The organism is Pseudomonas sp. P4_B3, assembly GCF_056402295.1.
This window is the reverse complement of sequence record NZ_JBFUHR010000044.1, coordinates 1-5,000: the sequence shown is the minus strand read 5'-3', so window position 1 is coordinate 5,000 and position 5,000 is coordinate 1. Positions and strand designations below refer to the sequence as shown.

Below are 5,000 nucleotides of genomic sequence, written 5' to 3'. Positions count from 1 at the left end.
TCACCAACTAGCTAATCCGACCTAGGCTCATCTGATAGCGCAAGGCCCGAAGGTCCCCTGCTTTCTCCCGTAGGACGTATGCGGTATTAGCGTTCCTTTCGAAACGTTGTCCCCCACTACCAGGCAGATTCCTAGGCATTACTCACCCGTCCGCCGCTGAATTCAGGAGCAAGCTCCTGTCATCCGCTCGACTTGCATGTGTTAGGCCTGCCGCCAGCGTTCAATCTGAGCCATGATCAAACTCTTCAGTTCAAACATCTTTGGGTTTTGAGAAAACCCTAAACTTGGCTCAGCAATCGTTGGTTACATCTTTGATTTCTCGCGGAGTAACTTGTGATGCTGATAATCTGTTGACTAGCAGTCTGACTCCACAAGCACCCACACGAATTGCTTGATTCAGTTGTTAAAGAGCGGTTGGTTAAGATCTTTCGTCTCAACCGAGGCGCGCATTCTACAGCAGCCTCATTTGCTGTCAAGTGGTATTTTTCAGAAGTTTTCCAAGTTTCCTTTTCAACTTCAACCACTTGCGCTTCAGATCTCTCGTCAGCGGGAGGCGAATTCTACAGCGTTACACGCTGCTGTCAACACCTCTTTTTCAACTCCCTTTTGGCTTCGATGACCTGAAGCAACCTGCTGCCGAAAACTGCATAACTCATTGTTTACCAAGGAGTTTTCCGTTTCGACTGCGCCGGAAGTGGGGCGAATTATAGAGATCTGGAATCTGCCGTCAAGCACTGATTCAGGTTTTCTATCAATAACCTGCAGAATGCAGCAAAACGCCCCAAAGGGAGCCTATACAGAGGAGCCGAAACACTCCTCTATATAGAAGAAACCAATCAGAGAACGCCCGAATCCTTGAATGCGGACACCGCCCCGGCATCCAGGCCCAACACCCGCTGCAAAACTTCCAGCGTGTGCTCACCCAGCAGAGGAGGTGCAAAACGGTACTCCACTGGCGTTTCCGACAGTCGAATCGGACTCGCCACCTGAGGCACCATCCCGGCCAGCGCATGAGGCAGCTCGATAGCCAACCCACGCGCCTTGACCTGAGGATCGGCAAACATCTGCGCCACGTCATTGATAGGCCCGCATGGCACGCCAGCCTGCTCCAACTGCGCCACCCACTCAGCGGTCGTCTTGAACACCGTCGCCTGGCGGATCAGCGGAATCAGTACTGCCCTGTTTGCCACCCGCAGCTTGTTGGTAGCAAAACGCGGATCGTCCGCCCACTGCGGCTGCCCGGCCACTTCCGCGAACTTGCGGAACTGTCCATCGTTACCGACGGTAAGGATGAAATCGCCATCCGCCGTAGGAAAATCCTGATAGGGCACGATGTTCGGATGAGCATTGCCCAAGCGTTTAGGCGCATTGCCTGTCGTCAGGTAGTTCATCGCCTGGTTGGCCAGACAAGCCACCTGTACGTCCAGTAGTGCCATATCGATATGCTGACCACCGCCGTCGTGATCCCGATGCGCAAGCGCTGCCAGGATCGCGACAGTCGAATACAGCCCGGTCAGGATGTCCGTCAGCGCCACGCCAACCTTCACCGGCCCCGCGCCTTCTTCGCCTTCAGGTCGCCCCGTCAGGCTCATGAGACCGCCCAGCCCCTGGATCATGAAGTCATAACCCGCTCGCTTGGCGTAAGGACCGGTCTGGCCGAACCCGGTGATCGAGCAATAGATCAGATCCGGATTGATCGCCTTCAGCGACTCATAGTCCAGGCCATAAGCCGCCAGACCGCCGACCTTGAAGTTCTCGATCAGGATGTCCGACTTGGCCGCCAGCTCTCGCACCAGCTTCTGCCCTTCAGGGCGTGTGAAGTCGATAGTGACCGATTGCTTGTTGCGATTGGCCGACAAGTAATAGGCGGCCTCACTGGTGTTCTCGCCATAAGCGTCTTTAAGGAACGGTGGCCCCCAGGCGCGCGTGTCATCGCCGTTACCCGGACGCTCGACCTTGATCACTTCGGCGCCAAGGTCGGCCAGGATCTGCCCGGCCCAAGGCCCGGCCAGCACCCGCGATAAATCCAGTACCCGTAGATGCGATAGCGCGCCCATGGACGTTCTCCTTAATAGAACGCCTGGAGGCCGGTTTGCGCACGACCGAGGATCAGTGCATGGACGTCGTGAGTACCTTCATAGGTGTTCACCACTTCCAGGTTGACCAGGTGACGCGCAACACCGAATTCATCGGAGATGCCGTTGCCGCCCAACATATCGCGAGCCATGCGCGCGATGTCCAGGGACTTGCCGCAAGAGTTGCGCTTCATCATCGAGGTAATTTCGACTGCAGCAGTCCCTTCGTCCTTCATACGACCCAGACGCAGGCAGCCTTGCAGCGCCATGGTGATTTCAGTCTGCATGTCGGCCAGCTTCTTCTGGATCAACTGAGTGGCGGCCAGCGGGCGACCGAACTGTTGACGATCCAGGGTGTACTGGCGAGCGGTGTGCCAGCAGAACTCGGCTGCACCCAGCGCACCCCACGAGATGCCGTAACGTGCCGAGTTGAGGCAAGTGAAAGGACCTTTCAGACCACGGACATCCGGGAAAATGTTCTCTTCCGGCACAAACACGTTATCCATCACGATTTCGCCGGTGATCGATGCCCGCAGGCCCACCTTGCCGTGAATCGCCGGAGCGCTCAGGCCTTTCCAGCCTTTCTCCAGAACGAAGCCGCGAATATCACCGGCATCGTCCTTGGCCCAGACCACGAACACATCGGCGATCGGGCTGTTGGTGATCCACATCTTGCTGCCGGTGAGGCTGTAGCCGCCTTCGACTTTGCGCGCACGACTGATCATCGCGCCCGGGTCGGAGCCATGGTTAGGCTCGGTCAGGCCGAAGCAACCGATCCACTCGCCCGACGCCAGTTTCGGCAGGTACTTCTGCTTCTGCGCTTCGGTACCGAATTCATTGATTGGCACCATCACCAGCGAGGACTGCACGCTCATCATCGAGCGATAGCCGGAGTCGATACGCTCGACTTCACGGGCGATCAGGCCATAGCTGACATAGTTCAGGCCGCTGCCACCGTACTGCTCGGGGATGGTTGCGCCCAACAGACCGATCTCGCCCATTTCGCGGAAGATCGCCGGGTCGGTCTTCTCATGGCGGAAAGCTTCAAGAATGCGCGGCGCAAGGCTCTGCTGAGCGAACTGCGCAGCCGTGTCGCGAATCATGCGTTCTTCTTCAGTGAGCTGTTGATCCAGCAGCAGGGGATCGATCCAGTTGAAGCTAGCTTTACCGCCCATGAGTGTGTCCTCTCGAATCGGGTCAAATAACGTGGACTGATCCTAGGCCCGGATGGGCGCCACGGCAAACGAGGATTTTGCATACTGTTGTGCTAATTTCTCACTCCGAAACGTCGCGAAATAGCCTTTATGCGATGTATTAGTGAGGTTGACGTACATGCGCAGAAAGATACCCAGCACCACCGCCCTGATCAGCTTCGAGGCCGCGGCACGCCACGAGAGCTTCACCAAGGCCGCCCAGGAACTTTCGCTGACCCAAGGGGCAATTTGCCGACAGATCGCCAGCCTTGAAGAGTTCCTCAGCGTGGAACTGTTCCGACGTTCGCGGCGCGGGGTCAAGCTGACGGAAGCTGGCCTCTCCTACAGCCGTCGAGTGGCCACTCAACTCGATGCGGTTGAGCGCGACACCTTGTCCGTGATGGGCCAGCAGGGCACCAACGTGATCGAGTTGGCCGTAGTGCCAACCTTCGGCACCCAATGGTTGCTACCGCGACTCAAGGACTTTCAGCAAAAACACCCGGAAGTAACGGTCAACCTGACCAACCGCACGCGCCCGTTCCTGTTCGCCGACACTGATTTTGATGCCGCCATCTACTTCGGTGACGCGGATTGGTCGGGTACAGAATCCCACAGGCTGATGGGTGAAAATCCGATGCCCGTTTGCAGCCCCAACCTGCTCGGAAACAAAACCAGTCTGACGCCCGGCGAAATCGCCGACTTGCCTCTCCTGCAACAAACCACCCGCCCCTATGCCTGGCGCCAATGGTTCGACTCCCAACACCTGAATGTCCCGCGAGACATGACAGGCCCACGCTATGAGCTATTCTCCATGCTCGCCCAAGCGGCCATGCACGACATGGGCATTGCCCTGATTCCGCCGTTTTTGATTCAAAGGGAGCTGAAGGAGAAACGCTTGGTGATCGCCAACCCGCAAGCATTGTCCAGCATCAAGGCTTACTACCTGATGATTCCTGAGCGAAAGGTCGAATCCGCGTCTTTGAGGGCATTTCGTGACTGGCTGGTAAATCAGGCGCACAGCTACAGCCTAGAAGGATAAAGGTCCCGCAGCGTTATTTGACCCCGTAGTCAGCAAATATATAACCCTACAGATATACGTATTTGTCGCATACAAGCAAACTGTATCGAGAAGTCGTACAAACGTTCCACAAGCGCCTGACCACGCGGCTTTGCGCCACTATTTCGAAGCGATGCCGCATCATTCATACGGCCGATGTGTAAATTCTTCAATTTCGGCCAGAATCCTTACAAGGCACGGCCTGCAAGGGATTGACCCGGTTGGTTGCGACATTCGGTCACGGGGTGACTTGTAGTTAATTTTCCGTCACCCGTCATAATCCCTTGAAGGGCACAAAGTTCGCCTGCAAAATGCCGCGCCCCGCCCTGATTTGGCGGGATCGTGCTGATCGGCCGCCCCAGCCGCACCATCCGTAGTGCATGGGTTTACTCAATAAGATCACGCAGGAGATTTGACGTGCACATTGGTGTTCCTCTCGAAACCCAGACCGGCGAAACACGGGTTGCTGCAACCCCGGAAACCATCAAAAAGCTGATCAGCCAGGGTCATAAGGTCACTGTACAAAGCGGCGCCGGCGTCAATGCCAGCGTAGTCGACAGTGCCTATGAAGCGGCAGGCGCAACCATTGGCAGCGCCAATGACGCGTTTGGTGCAGAGCTGATTTTGAAGGTGGTCGCGCCCAGCGACAGCGAGCTGGCGCTGATTAAAAGCGGC

General features: G+C 56.6%; 3 protein-coding genes, 1 rRNA gene and 1 pseudogene (1 of these 5 running past the window's edge). 2 read left to right on the top strand and 3 right to left on the bottom strand.

Features of this window, described 5'->3' with window-relative positions:
- The 3 genes from AC1DWG_RS30270 to AC1DWG_RS30260 all read right to left on the bottom strand — a co-directional run.
- Window positions 1–252, bottom strand: a 16S ribosomal RNA gene (locus AC1DWG_RS30270) (it extends 1,285 nt beyond the left edge of the window).
- A 584-nt stretch (window positions 253–836) separates the two neighbouring features.
- Window positions 837–2,057, bottom strand: a complete 1,221-nt coding sequence (locus AC1DWG_RS30265) for a CaiB/BaiF CoA transferase family protein (RefSeq protein WP_477765556.1) — start codon at window positions 2,055–2,057, stop codon at window positions 837–839.
- 11 nt (window positions 2,058–2,068) lie between these two features.
- Window positions 2,069–3,250, bottom strand: coding sequence for an acyl-CoA dehydrogenase (locus AC1DWG_RS30260; protein WP_046043971.1), 1,182 nt, complete (start codon window positions 3,248–3,250; stop codon window positions 2,069–2,071).
- A gap of 157 nt (window positions 3,251–3,407) precedes the next feature.
- On the opposite strand from AC1DWG_RS30260, the gene AC1DWG_RS30255 reads away from it, so the two are divergent.
- Window positions 3,408–4,307, top strand: a complete 900-nt coding sequence (locus tag AC1DWG_RS30255; RefSeq protein ID WP_150753713.1) for a LysR family transcriptional regulator — start codon at window positions 3,408–3,410, stop codon at window positions 4,305–4,307.
- 435 nt (window positions 4,308–4,742) lie between these two features.
- A pseudogene (locus AC1DWG_RS30250) lies at window positions 4,743–5,000 on the top strand (NAD(P)(+) transhydrogenase (Re/Si-specific) subunit alpha); the annotation flags it as partial.